The organism is Cyclobacterium amurskyense, assembly GCF_001050135.1.
GTDB classification, from domain to species: domain Bacteria; phylum Bacteroidota; class Bacteroidia; order Cytophagales; family Cyclobacteriaceae; genus Cyclobacterium; species Cyclobacterium amurskyense.
Genome location: NZ_CP012040.1, coordinates 3,551,418 through 3,568,199, shown reverse-complemented (window position 1 = coordinate 3,568,199; position 16,782 = coordinate 3,551,418). Strand labels below are relative to the sequence as shown.

At 37.3% G+C, this 16,782-nt stretch carries 13 protein-coding genes; 6 read left to right on the top strand and 7 right to left on the bottom strand.

The features are described 5' to 3' along the window. Positions 1-352 precede the first annotated feature (352 nt). From CA2015_RS14745 to CA2015_RS14730, 4 genes are all read right to left on the bottom strand, one after another. Positions 353-1,654: an aminotransferase class V-fold PLP-dependent enzyme gene (locus CA2015_RS14745; RefSeq protein WP_048644545.1), complete on the bottom strand. Its 1,302-nt coding sequence runs from the start codon at positions 1,652-1,654 to the stop codon at positions 353-355. 320 nt (positions 1,655-1,974) lie between these two features. After that, a complete protein-coding gene (locus CA2015_RS14740) occupies positions 1,975-2,409 on the bottom strand; it encodes an NUDIX hydrolase (protein ID WP_048642587.1) in 435 nt (144 codons plus the stop codon). 10 nt (positions 2,410-2,419) lie between these two features. Next, complete coding sequence (locus CA2015_RS14735; RefSeq protein ID WP_048644544.1) at positions 2,420-3,364, bottom strand: nitrilase family protein; 945 nt, start codon at positions 3,362-3,364, stop codon at positions 2,420-2,422. A gap of 328 nt (positions 3,365-3,692) precedes the next feature. Beyond that, positions 3,693-4,445 (bottom strand): endonuclease/exonuclease/phosphatase family protein, encoded by a 753-nt coding sequence (locus tag CA2015_RS14730; RefSeq protein WP_048644543.1) that lies wholly within the window; start codon positions 4,443-4,445, stop codon positions 3,693-3,695. 651 nt (positions 4,446-5,096) lie between these two features. Here CA2015_RS14730 and CA2015_RS14725 point away from each other — a divergent pair. The 3 genes from CA2015_RS14725 (at position 5,097) to CA2015_RS14715 (ending at position 10,781) form a co-directional block, all read left to right on the top strand. Beyond that, positions 5,097-9,098, top strand: coding sequence for a PAS domain-containing hybrid sensor histidine kinase/response regulator (locus CA2015_RS14725; RefSeq protein WP_048642586.1), 4,002 nt, complete (start codon positions 5,097-5,099; stop codon positions 9,096-9,098). 136 nt (positions 9,099-9,234) lie between these two features. Further along, a complete protein-coding gene (locus tag CA2015_RS14720) occupies positions 9,235-10,161 on the top strand; it encodes a ribose-phosphate pyrophosphokinase (RefSeq protein ID WP_048642585.1) in 927 nt (308 codons plus the stop codon). A 32-nt stretch (positions 10,162-10,193) separates the two neighbouring features. Next, positions 10,194-10,781: a 50S ribosomal protein L25/general stress protein Ctc gene (locus CA2015_RS14715; protein ID WP_048642584.1), complete on the top strand. Its 588-nt coding sequence runs from the start codon at positions 10,194-10,196 to the stop codon at positions 10,779-10,781. A gap of 180 nt (positions 10,782-10,961) precedes the next feature. On the opposite strand, the gene CA2015_RS24865 is transcribed toward CA2015_RS14715, so the two are convergent. Continuing rightward, a complete protein-coding gene (locus CA2015_RS24865) occupies positions 10,962-11,117 on the bottom strand; it encodes a hypothetical protein (RefSeq protein WP_157470487.1) in 156 nt (51 codons plus the stop codon). Positions 11,118-11,369: 252 nt separating this feature from the next. Between CA2015_RS24865 and pth the strand changes: the two genes are divergently transcribed. Together pth and CA2015_RS14705 are read left to right on the top strand one after the other, a co-directional pair. Beyond that, a complete protein-coding gene (gene pth, locus CA2015_RS14710) occupies positions 11,370-11,930 on the top strand; it encodes an aminoacyl-tRNA hydrolase (RefSeq protein WP_048642583.1) in 561 nt (186 codons plus the stop codon). A 4-nt stretch (positions 11,931-11,934) separates the two neighbouring features. Further along, the gene (locus tag CA2015_RS14705) at positions 11,935-12,228 is read left to right on the top strand and encodes a thiamine-binding protein (RefSeq protein ID WP_048642582.1); all 294 of its coding nucleotides are present in this window, start codon (positions 11,935-11,937) and stop codon (positions 12,226-12,228) included. A 66-nt stretch (positions 12,229-12,294) separates the two neighbouring features. On the opposite strand, the gene CA2015_RS14700 is transcribed toward CA2015_RS14705, so the two are convergent. Continuing rightward, positions 12,295-12,717, bottom strand: coding sequence for a Dabb family protein (locus CA2015_RS14700; protein WP_048642581.1), 423 nt, complete (start codon positions 12,715-12,717; stop codon positions 12,295-12,297). Between the two features lie 455 nt (positions 12,718-13,172). Between CA2015_RS14700 and CA2015_RS14695 the strand changes: the two genes are divergently transcribed. Next, positions 13,173-13,580 (top strand): response regulator, encoded by a 408-nt coding sequence (locus CA2015_RS14695; protein ID WP_048644542.1) that lies wholly within the window; start codon positions 13,173-13,175, stop codon positions 13,578-13,580. Positions 13,581-13,679: 99 nt separating this feature from the next. Here CA2015_RS14695 and CA2015_RS14690 read toward each other — a convergent pair whose 3' ends face one another. Continuing rightward, positions 13,680-16,697: a glycoside hydrolase family 3 N-terminal domain-containing protein gene (locus CA2015_RS14690; RefSeq protein ID WP_053086689.1), complete on the bottom strand. Its 3,018-nt coding sequence runs from the start codon at positions 16,695-16,697 to the stop codon at positions 13,680-13,682. Positions 16,698-16,782: the final 85 nt, after the last annotated feature.

Below are 16,782 nucleotides of genomic sequence, written 5' to 3'. Positions count from 1 at the left end.
CTTGGGATAAAGCATAAAATAAAACCTGTCAAATAAACTTCAAACTACATCAACTGACATAAAAAGTAACCTTAGCTATTGATTAATTTCTTTGATTAAATCAAAGTTACTATAATAAAGGTAATCAAAACAAGAAAAAAACCATTAAAACATTTTCTTAATCACCTGTTTTTCCGCATAAAACCCACACAACCCGTGACGCCGTAACCAGAAAGAAGTAGCGGATGATCAGATGTCATGATGAAAACGCCGAAGTGAAACAATGCAATAGCCGTGACCAGGCCGTTTGGGCCTGAACCAACAACTATTGCATCATAGGATTTCTCTACCATTTAATAATTTATTGCACCTTTTACTTTTTCGCAAGCTCTTCCAAAGCATTAACCAACCTGTCAAGATCAGTAGGACGAGTATAGACATGTGGAGAAACCCGTACAACATTTATATTTTCATAACTAATGGGCGAGGTATGTATTTTATAGGTTTTTAGAAGTGTACTTTCCAGCACTCTCGGCGTCATTCCATCTATAGACACTCCAGCAATAGCACAACTATAGGCAGGCTTAAGCGATGTATGGATATTTACCCCTGGGATTTTTAATGCTCTTTCCGCCCAATAATTTTTCAAGTACCTTGCCCGTTCTTCTTTTCTCTTTTTCCCAATTCCGTTATGAAAATTGATAGCCTCACCTATCCCCTGCTCCAATGGAAAACTCCGGGTACCTAGCGTTTCAAATTTTCTAATGTCATCTCTCACAGGGTCTGCATCACACAATAAAGGCCAAACTTTTGCTATATGCTCCTTTTTTATCCACATCATTCCTGTACCAATAGGTGCTGAAAGGTATTTATGCAGGCTAGTTCCAAAATAATCCGCTTCCAAATCAGGTATATTAAAATCCAGCAAGCCAAAAGAATGCGCTCCATCAACTATTACTTCTATACCTTTTTCATGGGCCATTTGGCAAATTTTCTTAACAGGCATTATCTGTCCCACCCAATTGATAACATGTGTCACATGGATGATCTTTGTTTTTGAAGAAATGGCTTGCCTGTACATGTCAACGATGGTTTGGTCATCTTCGATTGGAAAATCAAAAGACAATTGCTTGTAAACGATGCCTTCTCTCAAAGCACGTTGTTTCCAGGCATTCATCATGTTGGGATAATCTTGTATGCTGCCTATTACTTCATCCCCCCTATTTAAGTCTAAACCATGTATTATGGTATTCAACGCCTCAGTGGCATTTCTATTGATAGCAATTTCTTCAGGATCACATCCACCCAACAGGGCTAGTTTCTCTCTTAAGGGCTCTCTGCCTTGATCAAGGATTCTCCACATATAATAAGACGGGGCCATATTGGCCATTTTATCATAACGGTCTACAGCATCCAAAACCAATTGCGGGCTAGGTGATACACCACCATTGTTGAGGTTCAAAACTGGAGAGGAACTTGCAGGGTAAGCCTGCTGTATCAAGGACCAATAATCCTCATTACTGGCTATTTCTGCTGGACTTAGGTCTTTATAAAGATTGGCTTTTTTTTCAAAATCTCCTGCATAAAGTTGATTAAACAGGCTTCCTGATGAAAATGCTCCGGCTAATACAATTGATTTTTTAAAAAAACTTCTTCTTTGTGGACTATTTTTCATGTTTTTCTTTTTATTCCGGGGTAATTCTATTTCACGGAGATACTGGTTAATGTAAAATAGGTATCTGGGCAATTCAGGCATGCAAAATACTACAATTAATCCAAAAATAAAGGCAGTCCAGCCAACTGTATTAAACCCAAAAGCTTCCGCTTTGTAACTTGATTCAATTAGCTCTTTGCTCGTTTTTTTAGGAGGCAATGTACACCCAATGGGCATAGCACTTTTATGAAAGATAATAAAGAAGCATTAAACTGCTGAACTTTAATTTTTCACATCCAATTAACAAGCCTTTTTCACCAGATTGCTGGTGAAATTATCAATTATAGCTCAGAGGAATTACCTAGTGGTTGTTGTTGAAATAACCTGGCAAATGCAGTTACATTGGGGTAAACATTCATTTCATCAAAAACATCTTCGGCTGAAAAAAAACGAATCTCCTTACATTCATCTGTGGCCTGAAAATTCAAATTTTCTAAACTGGTCTCGTACATCACGTTGGCTATAAACACACCATTATGATTTTTGACAGTAAAAAAATAACAAGGCTGGGTTGCGATATGGGTGATTTTCAATTTCATTTCTTCCCAAATCTCTCTTTGCAAGCCTACTAGAGGAGCTTCTTCAAAATCCAACCCTCCTCCAGGTAATTCCCAGAAGCCATTGACCTCCCTCACAAGCAAAAAACGATTTTTTTGATCACGTATCAAAGCCTTTACACTTACCCGGTAAAAGCATTCAGGCACTTCTATTTCCATCTTTCTTACCTTATTTATCCAACCAAGCTACCTTTTGAGCGGCATCATGTTCTTTACCAATAATATCTCTGTAGAGTTCAGGCCGACGTGCATTTCTATAGCGGTATCCTCCAGCTAGCTCTAGTTTCTCTTTGGTAAGGTTGGCGATTACAAAATCATTATTAAGTTTTCGACATTCTCCAATGACATCCCCAAATGGATCTATGATCATGGAGCAACCATTTTTTAATTGATCATCATCCATACCTATTGGATTGGAAAAAACCACATAAATACCATTGTCATAGGCCCGGGCAGGCAACCACTTCATTAGCCAATCCCTTCCTTTCATACCGTCAAACTCAATCCTTAATGAGGTAGGATCTTTGGCTCTGTTTTTCCAAAGTTCAGGAGCTACAAATCCTGCACCTGGCCTGGTGGAAGGTGTGCACATAGTAACATGAGGCATGAAAATGATTTCGGCTCCCAAGAGGCAAGTCGCTCGTACATTCTCAATTATATTATTGTCATAGCAAATCAAAATCCCACATTTCCACCCTTTGTAATCAAAAACACAATAGTTAGAGCCAGGTTTAATATTTGGATTAATAAATGGGTGTAATTTATGAAAATTGGCCTGAAGTCCATCGGCATCTACACAAACATAGGATTTGAAAATTTGCCCCTTATCATCCTTCTCAAAAAGACCCGCCAAAATCGTGATTTTATTCTTTTTCGCTATTTGTTTCAGTCGCTGGACACTAGGCCCGGCAGGAATGAATTCAGACAACTCCAACATTTGTTCCCTGTTCAGTTTCCTAGCGAAGGAATAACCCGTAATCGAACACTCGTGAAAAGCAATAACATCAGCACCTTCTACGGCTGCTTTCTTGCTTAAATCGTCTATAATGTCAAGGTTATAAGACTTGTCCCCACTTCTATTTTCAAATTGAGCTGTAGCTATTTTTATGTCCATATAAATTCTGTTTACAAGTTTTTTGGTTATCAATTTTACTAAACATTTCCTGTTCGGCTATTAAAAATAAACATTCATTCTAATAGAAATGACCATACCTTTTTCTCAGCGATCCTAAATCCAACTAAAGTCAAATTTAAGCTTTATGCAAAGCCTCAAACCCTAAGATAATAGCTTTTTAACCCGGATTATGTAATAGGATTTCTCCGACCGACAATGGTCAGGGGTGAAGCCTGTCCCGTGTATACGGGAAGTGTTGCAATCGCAAAAAAATCAGGCTGTTTGGAGATTTTAGCACGTAATAGATTGTCTATTGCATATTTCGGGTTTAATAAGCGAGTATAGCAAAAACTGGTAAATGATCAGATGCATAGGTTTCTGGGATCACTTCATGATGGTTCACTGTAAATGCATTTTGCGGCTTAAAAAAAATAAAATCTATTGCCTTTGTGGGCTTATCTACTGGAATCGTTGGTGGACACTCTCCAGCACAGGTTCTAGCGAAGGTTTTGTCTATAGAATTTATCGCTTCCGAGCCTATCACAGCATTAAAGTCTCCTGCAATAATTACAGGTATGCCTTCCTTTTCAAAATAGGCCGTCACTTCTTTTGCTTGTTGGGCAGAATTAGTAGCACTACTAAAATCAAGATGAGTGGACGCAAATTTTATTTTTTTATTGCCCGGCAAGGTGATTTGTATGCCTAAAATTGCTCTTGGCTCCGTTCCAACTTCGGCAGATAATTGTAGAAAAAAACTATCTTCTATAGGAAATTTAGAAAGTATGGCATTTCCATATCCCCCTCCTTGAAATGGTATGGATTGCTTAAAATAATAATTCAAGCCCGTTAGCCTGCCTAGTTCTTTGGCCTGATTTAAGTCAATGCCAGAACGTCTGGAATTGACATCCACTTCCTGAAGTGCTACCAAATCCGGATCAGATGCCATTATCACTTTTGCAATGGCCTCCAAATCAATAAAATTGGGTTTGGAAGGAGGATTGGCATGATGAATATTGTAAGCCATCACCTTCAAATTACGTTCCTGCTGTGCTACTACTCGAATAGAAAAAAACGAGGCCATAACAATGGTGCCTAAACAAATACAAAGTGGTAGAAAAGCTGAATTATTAAAAGAAATTCTCATAAAATAAATCTTAGTTTATTTAATTAAACGACTCACCAAAGTTACCATTTACATGTTATTTTTATTCGAGGTCTACAAGCAATTATTACCGTTAAAATTATTTACCTCCGATAACAAGCCCTAATCAGATCAAATCCACTTAACAAAATCAGGATAAAGAAAATGTATCCTACTAAGATTAAACTGGGGGAATTTTGATGAAGTTAATCGATACAATAAGATAGGAATGTAATTTGACCAACTTGCTTTTTAATCAGTATTCTTCAAGACATAAAATTATAAACGCATATAAATAAAATTTTTAAATATATCGATCTTAAAATCAATTACATCACCGATTAATAGTGTTTAACCATGTTTTCGAAATAAAAATTTATTAAGCCACTCTACCTTAAATTATAAGCAGCCCTTTAATTTTAAAATTCCAACTTTCACATAATGAAAAATGCTATATAAATGATTTATTTTGATTATCGAATATTATGATGGACTTTTCCACGCGGACAACATAAAAATTACAAGGGCTTTTCTTAGGAAATACTTGTAATTTTCTTTAAAATCACCCTTTAATAGAATGAATTACCCCTAATGAGTATTTCCGATTACAAAGATCCAGAAAGGGACGCAAATTGGTTGAAAGCTGTAAATGCTATTCAAACATTGGGCAGTATGCCTGATATAAATTTTGATGATGTAACCGAATTAGTTGCGGATACATGTCAAACACCAATTGCATTGGTGACGATTCTAGACAAAAATAGGATTTGGTTTAAATCGAAAATAGGGTTATCAAAAAGTGAATTATTACGCAAGGATAATGAAGGCTTTCATTTCCTCATAAAAACCGGGGTTTCAGAAATTGAAGACTTTTCGAAAGAGGATAATTATTCTGGTGGTAAACTTGAATTTGAAGGTAAACCTATTGCATTCTATCAAGGCTTTCCAATTCTCTCCGAAAATGGATTCCCTATAGGTTCATTGTGTGTAATGGACTTTAAACCTCGTAAACTTCAGATCAACCAAATAAAAACCCTGAGGGTATTGTCAGGGGAGGTTCAAAAAAGAATTGAATTAAGTTTAAAAAATCACGACCTTAACTTCTTCACCAAAAAAACAGGAAACGCACTTAAAAACGTCGGGGACATTGTTTTCTTAATCGATAGAAACTTTGCTATTACGGACTATTTCACAGCAAAAGACGAATATTTAAAATTTTCCCCTAATGTATTTATTAACAGGAAAATAAGTGACTTAGACTTTCCTCCAGAAACAAAGGTTTTGTTTGAGAAACTATTTAAATATGCTATAGAAACCGAAAAAATCCAACAAAAGGAATACAGCCTTGAAATCAATGGTAAAGTAGAATGGTTTGAGGTTAGTTTTGAAAAATTGTCTACTTCAGAAAATGAAGTGATCTGTATTGTTAACAATATAAGTCATCAAAAAAGCGAAGAGATAAAGGCTCAAGACAACATAAAAGAATACCGGGATTTCTTCGAGAACACCCAAGGGTTAATGGTAAAGCACGACTTAGAGGGAAATATTTTGCACATTAATAAGTCAGGAGTCAGGATATTAGAATACACAGTTGAGGAGCTTTTGACGATGAATATGTCAGACTTGGCCCAAAATCAAGACAACTATCTTGACTATTTAGTTAAAATAAAAACGAATAAAGCATTCAATGGAATCGTCAGACTCACTTCTAAGTTAGGTAATGTCGTTACATTTCAAATAAACAATGTATTGTTCGAACCATTATTTGGTAAGTCTTTTGTACTATGTAATGGTATAGACATCTCTCAAGCACTTAAGGCACATCAGGAATTGGAATCCGCCGCTGTTTCAATCAATAAGGAGAGGTCACTTTTAAGAACCATCATAGACAATATTCCAATAAACATTTACACCAAAAACATCGAATTTGAAAAAACGCTCATCAATAAAAAAGAGCTGGAATATCTAGGTCTTGAAGATGAATCAGAAGTTTTAGGGAAAAAAGATGAAGAATTATTTAACTCTGTAACGGCCAGAGAGTCTAGAACTGAAGATGAAATGGTGATAAAAAAAGGCCGGTCCATCATTAATAAGGAAGTCGTTCAAGTCCAAAAAAATGGAAATAAAAGGTATTGCTTAATCTCTAAATTACCTCTAAAAACAGAAAATGATGAAATAATTGGTATGGTCGGCATCACCAATGACATTAGCGAAAGAAAAAAGGCCGAAATGGCTTTATTGGAAAATGGGAAGCGGCTCAATGCCATTATTTCAAGCACCAATACGGGAACATGGGAATGGAACATGCAAACGAACCAAATCCTAGTCAACCAAAGGTTTTGGGAAATCATTGGTTATACCATTGATGAGCAAACCATCCTTTTTCAAAAAGACTGGGAAAAATTGTGCCACCCTGATGATTTAAAAGAAAAAGAGAATGGTCTAAATAAGCATTTTACTAAAAAAACCGATTTTTACCAGAGTGAAATAAGATTAAAACACAAGGATGGACACTGGGTGTGGGTTTTAGAAGTTGGTAAAGTTTTTTCCTGGGACCATGAGGGAAATCCTACCCTTATGTACGGTACTTATCAAGACATAAGTGCAAGGAAAGAATTTGATACGCAGCTCAATGAAGCTAAAGAAAGTGCGGAAAATGCTAATAAGGCTAAATCCGACTTTTTGGCCAATATGAGTCACGAAATTAGAACGCCGCTAAACGGAGTTATAGGATTTTCAGACTTATTAATGAAAACACCACTGTCTGAAACCCAACTTCAATACATGAAGACAGTTTACCATTCTGCACATTCTTTGCTAGACTTAATAAATGACATACTGGACTTCTCAAAAATTGAAGCTGGGAAAATGGAATTGTCCATCGATAAGGTTGATATTTTTGAACTAGGTACGCAAGTAACAGACATTATCAATTACCAAGCTCATTCCAAAGGCTTAGAGTTAATTTTGAATCTTTCTCCACATCTACCAAGATTTATCTACGGAGATGATGTCCGGCTTCGTCAAGTGTTGGTAAATTTATTAACGAATGCAATAAAATTTACTGTAAAAGGAGAAGTTGAGTTAAAAGTGGAAATCCTTGATAAGGAGATTCAAACCAATTCACCTATGAAATTTAGGTTTTCTGTAAGGGATACTGGCATTGGCATCTCCCCAGATAAACAACATAAAATCTTTGATGCTTTTTCTCAGGAGGATGCAAGTACTACCAGGAAATTTGGAGGTACTGGACTAGGGCTAACCATATCCAATAAGTTGTTAAACTTAATGGGAAGTGAACTTGAACTCAAAAGTGACCAGAATAAAGGCAGTCTTTTTTATTTTGATATTCACCTTAAAGCAGAGCAGGGTGAAGAAGAAAAACACCCTGAAAACTATGGACTAAAGAAAGTATTGGTAGTTGATGATAACCAAACAAATAGGTATTTGGTTAAAGAAATCCTAGAAGTAAAAAACATACAGTGTTTGGAAGCTAGCAATGGCTTGGAAGGTCTCAGCATTTTAGAAAAAGAATGGCCTCTAGATTTAATATTAATGGACTTGAGGATGCCGTTCTTAAATGGTATGGAGACAATAGGGAAGATACGTACTTTAAAAAATGAAACCATCGCTAAAGTGCCAATTGTTTTACTTTCCAGTTCCAGTGACAATGACCTTGACCTAAAGCAGCTTGCTTCTTTTAATGTCAAACACAGATTGATTAAGCCAATTAAAAACCATCAAATGGTTCAAATATTTAGTAAGTTGAATAGCTCAGAAACTGAAGGAAAAACAATAACTCAAGATATCCCAGAGTCGAACGACTTCCTATTGAACCAGGATTTCAGCGTCTTAATAGCCGAGGACAATCCGGTCAACATGAAGTTATCGAAGATAATTTTATCAAAAATAAGCCCTCGCATAAAAATAACAGAGGCAGAAAACGGCTTAATGGCTTACGAATATGTGATCAGCAATAATCCTGATCTTATCCTTATGGACATTCAGATGCCAATAATGAATGGTTACGAAACAGCCAAAGCCATTAGAACCATTGATCATGGTAGAGACATCCCTATCATTGCTTTGACAGCAGGTACTGTAAAAGGTGAAAGAGAAAGATGCATAGAGTCTGGCATGAATGATTATATCAGTAAACCACTGGTTCAGGGTCAACTAACAAAAAGAATTGTAAATCTGCTGAAGACTCGAAACACAGAAGCTCCACAACATGAAAATGAGTCAATAAATAAATTTACCTACAAACCAGAGCATTTTGACAAAACCCATCTGTTAGATTTGTTTGATGGAGATAAGGAAATAGGCAGGGAGCTTTTAAAGGTGGCCCATGTAAATCTTGAAGAAAACAAGGCAATTCTGGACAAGGCCATTGACAAAAGGGATGCAGAAAAAATAGTAGAGGCCAGCCAGAAATTAAAAAACTCGGCCAGCACTTCAGGATTTTTTATTCTTTTGCAGCTTACTGAAAATATTGATAAACAAAAGCAGGAGGAACAACTGGTTGATTTAGGTTTAAAAATTCAGGAAGAAATTAATTATTTATTAAAAAACATTGATTCATTGAAATTATAATAGCCTAAATTGGTCTCATAGGTGGATTGGTAAAAATAAAATACCTTTGTTTTATTTTTACCAAGAAAAGGTAACCGTATTTTTTTTCTTACATTTGTTTTTCCTTTGAACAAAAACCACCTAAAAAAATAATATCATGCCGGAGACCAAAATTTTCTCAGGTTCGAACACGCCACTCTTGGCGCAAAGTATTGCCAAAGCTTATGGTCAGGCACTTGGAGACTTAACTTTAGCAAAATTTAGCGATGGAGAAATGTCCCCAAGTTACAACGAATCAATTAGAGGTTGCAATGTCTTTTTGGTACAATCTACGAACCCCTCAGCCGACAATTTATTGGAGCTATGTTTAATGATAGATGCGGCAAAAAGAGCCAGTGCTTACAAAGTATGCGCTGTTATCCCCTATTTCGGGTATGCAAGGCAAGATCGCAAAGACAGACCTAGGGTTAGCATAGCTGCCAAACTTATTGCCAATATGATCACCTCAGCAGGAGCTGATAGAATAATGACCTGTGACCTGCATGCTGGTCAAATTCAGGGATTCTTTGATATTCCTTTGGATCATTTGAATGGATCAGCTATCTTTGTGCCCTATTTGAAAAGTCTGGATTTAGGAAACCTGATTTTCGCTTCGCCAGATGTAGGAGGAGTAGGGAGAACCAGGGCTTATGCCAAGCATTTTGAAGTAGACATGGTCGTATGTGATAAGCACAGAAAAAGAGCCAATGAAGTAGCTTCTATGCAGTTGATAGGAGATGTAGAAGGGAAAGACGTAGTGATGATTGATGACTTGGTAGATACTGCGGGCACTATGTGCAAAGCCGCCCAAATCATAATGGACAAAGGCGCTTCATCAGTTAGAGCCATTGCTACCCACGGAGTATTGTCTGGTAAGGCTTATGAAAACATTGAGAACTCAGTTCTTTCTGAATTGGTCATTACTGATACCATTCCAGCTAGTCAGGAATCTTCTAAAATAAAAGTATTAACAGTAGCGCATCTATTTGCCAAAGCGATTCATGCAGTTACCGGAAATACTTCTATAAGTTCGCTATTTATTTAAGCATTCAATATTATTATAACTAAACATTAATTATGAAATCAATTGAGATTATAGGGTTTAAAAGAGCAAATCTCGACAGAAGATCTCTTGACGCAATCCGTGACGAAGGAAATGTTCCTTGTGTAGTTTACGGACCAGGCATCAAAGAACAAATTCACTTCACTTCTCCTGCAATTCTATTCAGGGACTTGATTTACACACCAGAAGTTCACATGGTGGATCTTAATATCGAAGGTACTATTATTAAAGCCATCCTTAGAGAAGCACAATTTCACCCAGTAAGTGAAGTATTGCTTCATGCTGATTTTTTAGCATTCAGTGATGAAAAAGCCATTAAAATGGAAATCCCTGTTAGACCTTATGGTTCTTCTCCAGGTATTATCAAAGGTGGTAAACTTGAGATCAAAACCAGAACCCTTTTGGTAAAAGGATTGGCAAATGATCTTCCTGATGAAATTCCTTTTGATATTTCTACTCTTGAATTGGGTAAATCTGTAAAAGTAGCTGATTTGAGTGTTGAGAAATTTGAATTACTTAACAGTCCAAATGTAACTATCGCTACCATTGGTATCCCTAGAGCATTGAGAGGCAAAAAAGGTGAAGAAGAGACAGAAAATTGATTTCTGACATCTTAAAATAAAATTATAATCCTGTTCTGTTTTTCACGGAACAGGATTTTTTTATATTCGCTTGAAAATAAAATGCTTTTAAACCCGAAATATGCAATAGACAATCTATTACGTGCTGAAATCGCTTCAAAATACCCAATCGTTGCTGTTTTCAATTTCACCATAGCGGTGCTATGCTAAAATCTCCAAACAGCCTGATTTTCTTGCGATTGCAACACTTCCCGTAAACACGGGACAAGCTTCACCCCTGACATTGTCAGGGCGGAGAAATCCTATTACATAATCCGGGTTAAAATAAGTTTTCAATGTTCCTATCTCTATTTCCATACCCATTTTAAGCTATTTTAGCCAAGAATAGGACCTTGGGGTAAGCTTGGCATATTTGCTAAAAAGTAAGATGGCTCATCAATCTTAGATTTATGTCTTCCTATTCCAATGATTTAAAAAACTGAATTTCAACTAAAGAGCCTGTTATATACTTTATAACACTTTGTTAAGAGAGTAGTATAAAGAGAAAGATGGGGATTAAGCAAGTTAATTATTCCCCAAGTTAACACCTGAAAAAGTCAAACCAAACGCATGAAATACCTTGTAGTAGGGTTAGGAAATATTGGCCCAGAGTACGAATTGACCCGACATAATGTTGGCTTTCTAATATTAGACAGACTGGCTGATGAAAATAAACTAAGCTGGGAAAGTGATCGGCTAGCCTTCACCTGTCTGCTAAAACACAAAGGCCGTCAAATCCATTTGATCAAACCTACCACTTATATGAACCTAAGTGGAAAAGCTGTTAACTACTGGATGAAAGCTTTAAAAATTCCAAAAGAGAATGTGCTTGTGGTGGTCGACGATTTAGCACTTCCATTTGGTAAACTTCGGTTGAAGCCCAAAGGCTCAAGTGCTGGCCATAACGGATTGAAGAACATTGAAGAACTGACAGGAGGGCAGAATTATTCTCGACTTAGGTTTGGAATTGGTGACGATTTCCCAAAAGGAAGACAGATAGATTATGTATTGGGAAAATGGTCACAAGAAGAAATTGACACCTTACCTATCTATATGGACAAAGCCATCGAAGTGATCACAGCTTTCAGCACTATTGGCCTAGAAAAAACCATGAACTTTTATAATAAATAAGAAGATGAAGAACATTAATCTGGGTATTCAAATCGTACCAAAAAGTAAAACACTTGACAGCTATCAATTGGTGGACAAAGCCATTGCAGTCATTGCCGCTTCAGGGGTGCCTTACGAAGTCACACCATTTGAGACTGTCATGGAAGGTCCTGAAACTAAATTGATGGCAATAGCAAAGGAAGCCCAAGAAGCTGTTCTAAATGCTGGTGCTGAAGAAGTATTGGTTTACTATCGCATGCAAATACGTAAAGGAAAGGATGTAAGCATGGAGGAAAAAACACTCCCTCACAAGCATTGATCCCCGTCTAAAATCACTCCTAGGTAATAAAAAAAGCCTTTCATAAAGAAAGGCTTTTTTTAAGTTTTACTTGGTCCAATAATCCACTACGGTCACATCCTCTAAATGAGGACTTAAAACCTCCACAAAGGCTTTGTGTGCAGGGTGAGGCAAATAAATTTCTCTATCTTCTTCACTTTCAAAAGTAACAAAAAAGCAATGCGTCAAACCCTTGTTAAGCCCTTCGGGACTATTGTTCGTTCCCCACTCAAAATCTTTAATCTCTGGGATTTTTCCCTGTAGGGCAATAAAAGCGTCCTCAACTCCCTTAATATCTGATGGACTTGCTTCCTCTTTAAAGGAAAATAAGACCACATGTCTTAACAAAGGCTTGTCAGCGCTTACAGTTTCTTTCATCTCTTTGGGTTCTTCTTTGGTTTCTTTAATTTCTTTAGGCTGGCAGCCAGCAACTAACAATAACACTACTGCAATTGAAAATAAACGTTTCATAGCGAGCTTTAGGGTTTAAGTGATTCCTCTTTCTAACCGTAAAGTAAAAGAAAAATAATAAAAAAGGGTGCTTGACACCAAATTAAGTTGAAATATAGACTAACCAATATTGGTTTTTAGCATAAATGGCACATATTAATGGAATTAAAATATTGAACCAAGACCTTAAAAAGTGTCATATATTAGAATTTTCTAAATAAGAAGAGTATAATTTAAATTAAATCATTTACATTTAACTTAATTAAGACCGTAGAATTAGTATTGCAATTATCAGAGTATAAGACTAGGCCTATAGAGATAATAAAACCTTTGGAATTTAACCTAAACTGTAATTTACTTTGATACAATTGTTTAACTTTCTACAAATGCCTTTGTGTATTTGAGCATTGGCAAAAGGTTTTGTGATTGATAAACCTAAGTCTTTTACGAATGTTCCGAGAAAAAAAATCATTTTTATGTGTAAAATAGGGCTTACTTTTATAGTAGATGATGATCCACTATATAATTTTGGTACAAAAAAAATAATGGAAATAACTTCGTTTACCAATCAAGCTCTATTTTTTTCAAACGGAGAAGAGGCATGGGAAGATTTTCATCACAGAATCACAACAAACAGGCCTTTGCCAGACGTAATCCTTACGGATATCAATATGCCCTTGATGAATGGCTGGGAACTATTGGATAAAATTGGCAGTGTTTCCTACGATCATCCCATAAAAATCTTCGTGATTTCTTCTTCCATTAATCAAGAAGAAATGGACAAAGCCAAAAAATACCATTATGTCAGTGATTATATTGTAAAACCACTAACACTGGATAAAGTAAAAAAACTTAAAGCCAAAATCCTAGAAGGACAGTATTGATTAAACTGTAGCTTGGTCCATTGCCATTTATTATTGGTGGCTCTTTCACAAACCATTGGTATTGATCGTCTAACTTTTCTTTTGGGAAAGTTTTATAGATTATTCATTCAACCTTGCTTTTTTCATCGCCTTGTAAACTTCCTCCATAATATTCGTACGTAAATTTAATTTATAGATGTTTCTATTTTCCCTTGTAGGGTGAACTCTATTTGAGAGGAATACATAAACGATTTTATTTTCCGGATCAATCCAGGTATATGTCCCTGTAAAACCAGAATGGCCAAAACTTTGCTCAGAGGTACTTGCCGCTGCATTGCCATTAGGATCTCCTGGCTTGTTCTGTCTGTCAAATCCCATTCCTCTGTAATTCCCCTCTTCACAATACACGCATTTGGAATATTCCTTCACCACGCCTGAGGCAATTAACTGCTCCCCTGCATACAAGCCATCGTAAAGATAAAGGTGCATCAACTTGGCCAGGTCATTGGAAGTACCAAATAAACCTGCATGTCCACTGACTCCACCCAACATGGCCGCACCTTCATCATGGACCGTGCCATGTAAAAGTTGCTTCCGGAATGCAGAATCATATTCTGTGGGAACTATTCGATCCATTTCAAAATTTAAATAAGGATTAAACGTGAGTGTTCCGGCCCCTAATGGCTTGTAAAGGTTTTCTTCAAGATAAGTATAAAATTCCTCCCCTGTAATCTCCTCCACTACCTTAGGCGCAAGAATAAATGACAAGTCACTATAAACATATCCCGGCTCAGCATTCAGAGGAGAGGAAAGTATCTCCTTATAAATTTTCCTGTCATATTTGCGATGTATAAACAACTTATCGGCTACTTTGATAGGAAAACGTCTGGAAGAATCCACCTTCATGGTATACCATTTGAACTTCCCGCTTTTTCTAACCGTGGACATCCAAAAAGGAATCCATGAACGCAGCCTTGCCTGGTGGGTTAAAATATCCCGGTAGACCAAATTCTCCTTATTGGTCCCTCTGGCTGCTTTCAAGTAATGGCCCAATGTCTGGTTTTCATCAAACTTGCCCTCTCCTTTTAAATGCATAAAAGCTGCCAAAGAGGTGCTGATTTTGGTAATGGATGCCAGGTCATACATATCATCCACCCTTACCTCTTGTAAAGAATCATAGGTATGGTAACCAAAAGCTTTGTGGTAAAATACTTTGCCATCCTTTGCCATTAACACCTGACCTCCAGGAATGGCCTTCATTTTGATGGCCATCCGCATCATGGAATCTATTCCATCTAAATCCATAGAAGCCATGCCCACCCCTTCCGGCAAGGTATAAGCCATTCTTATTCCTCCTTCAAGTTTCAATCCGTCCCCTCTGTTAAAGGCATGGTTTATGGTCACAGGCAATTTCCCGCTTGCACCAATCCCTCCAAAGATCATTTGCGCTGTAAGGTCTTGGGTCAAGGGAGTTTCCTGGTAGGCGGCTATGACTCCAGCTGCATTCTCCAAGCCTTGAATTTTCCCCAAACTATAAACATTACCAAAAACACTAACAATCACCGTATGCTTTTCAATAAGGGATCTCAGTAAAGTCACCATCTCAGGACTGATGCCAAAATCATTTCTCCCTTCTCTAATTCCCAAACCATGGATTCCTACCAGAATCACCTGATGATTAGAAAGGCTTTCATTCAATGCATTTATATCTTCTATACTTCCCTCTTTAGGAAAAATAAAATGATCCATAGGACTGTACCTATCAAGGTAATGCTGAAATTCAGTCCTTTGGTTTGCCCCTATGGACAAGCTTGCAATCTTTGTTTTTCCTAGCCCCTTGAGGGGTAACACATTCTCCTCGTTACGAAGCAGGGTTAGTGAAGCCTTTGTTAACTTCTCAGCTAAAAAATTGGCTTCTGAATTGTTTAAATCTGCGATTAAATGCTCCGTTTCAACCGGTTCCCACTTATCCAGACCAAGCCATGCTTTGGCTTTTAAAACTTTGAGCACTCTTTTGTCTATTTCTTCCTGACTAATTTCCCCTCGTCCAAGCGCTGCTTTTATTTCTGTAATTGCGGCAGGAACGTTCATGGTATTTAACAACATGTCATTGCCTGCTACCAATGCTTTGGCATCCACTTTCCCCGGAGGGTAATATTTTGCCACAGCCTGCATATTAAGAGCATCAGTGAAAATAAGCCCCTTATAGCCCATCTCATTTTTCAATAAGTCTGTAACGATGGGTTTGGACAAACTGGAAGGACTGTTTTCTGCACTATCAAGAACCGGTATCTCCATATGGGCGACCATTATACTTCCCAATCCCTGGTCCATCAATTTTTGAAAAGGATACAATTCTAAATCTTTTAGGCGTCTTTTAGAAAAGTTAAGCACTGGAAGCCCATAATGCGAATCAACATTGGTATCTCCATGACCGGGAAAATGCTTGGCAGAAGCCAGAACTCCATTGTCCTGCATGCCTTTCATATAGGCCAGGGATTTGCTGGTCACATTTTCTTTTTCCTCACCAAAGGAGCGAAAACCAATCACTGGATTATTGGCATTGTTATTCACATCCACTACTGGTGCAAAATTCACATTAATCCCAGCCCTTTTGGCTTGCCTTGCCACCTCTGCGCCCATATCATAAATAAGCTTTTCGTCATCTACTCCACCTAAAGCCATCTGATAAGGGAAACGCACAGTGCTGTCTAACCTCATTTTCAGCCCCCACTCCCCATCAAGGCTTATCATTAATGGCACTTTAGAAAGTTGTTGAAATTGATTGATCATATGTGCTTGACGAACGGGGCCTCCCTGAAAAAAGATAATTCCTCCCACGCCATATTTCTCCACCAATCCTGCAATGGAATCTACATGCACCTTGTCCTTATTGGAGTAAGCAGGAATCATGATCAACTGCGCAATGCGTTCCTCTGGAGTCAATGTAGACAAAACCGAATCCGCCCAATGATCGTATTTCCCATCCAAAAATGGTGGTGCTTGCGCAAAGAGGGAAATATAATTAAGGGTTAGCAACAGCAAAGTGAGCACTCCCCTTTTTGCTAAATCAAGTAAAGAATAGTTTAGGCTACTACTCCCTAAAGCATTTCTGGTACTCTTAGTATTATCGGTCATACTTTCAAACTAATCAATTTCGGTTGAAAGATACCACTTTTGTGGCTTCTCATTAAAATGATTTAAAGAAAATGCCTATCATTGG